This window comes from Aeromonas sp. sia0103 (genome assembly GCF_963895295.1).
In the GTDB taxonomy this organism is placed as follows: domain Bacteria; phylum Pseudomonadota; class Gammaproteobacteria; order Enterobacterales; family Aeromonadaceae; genus Aeromonas; species Aeromonas encheleia.
Genome location: NZ_CAWQKG010000053.1, coordinates 1 through 213, shown reverse-complemented (window position 1 = coordinate 213; position 213 = coordinate 1). Strand labels below are relative to the sequence as shown.

Here is a 213-nt window from a genome sequence, read left to right as displayed (position 1 = left end):
GGGCCTCACCCTGATCGACATCGGTGGCGACCAGCTTGCCGCTGGTGCTGAGGGTGACGTCCTCTTTGACCGCGCCCTGGTCGGAGCCCGGGGTGGCGACGCCGATGCTGGCGTCGTCGTTGGTGCCGGTGATGGTGACGGTGACGCTGTGCTCGGCGGAGCCATCGGCGCTCTTGACCACGAAGTGCTCGCTCGGCAGGGTCTCACCCTCCT

Annotated in this window: 1 protein-coding gene; it reads right to left on the bottom strand. The window is 68.5% G+C overall.

Translation table 11 applies throughout. The features are described 5' to 3' along the window. Positions 1 to 213: VCBS domain-containing protein (locus tag AACW18_RS15915; RefSeq protein WP_218390102.1), on the bottom strand; the 213-nt coding region annotated here is incomplete at both ends.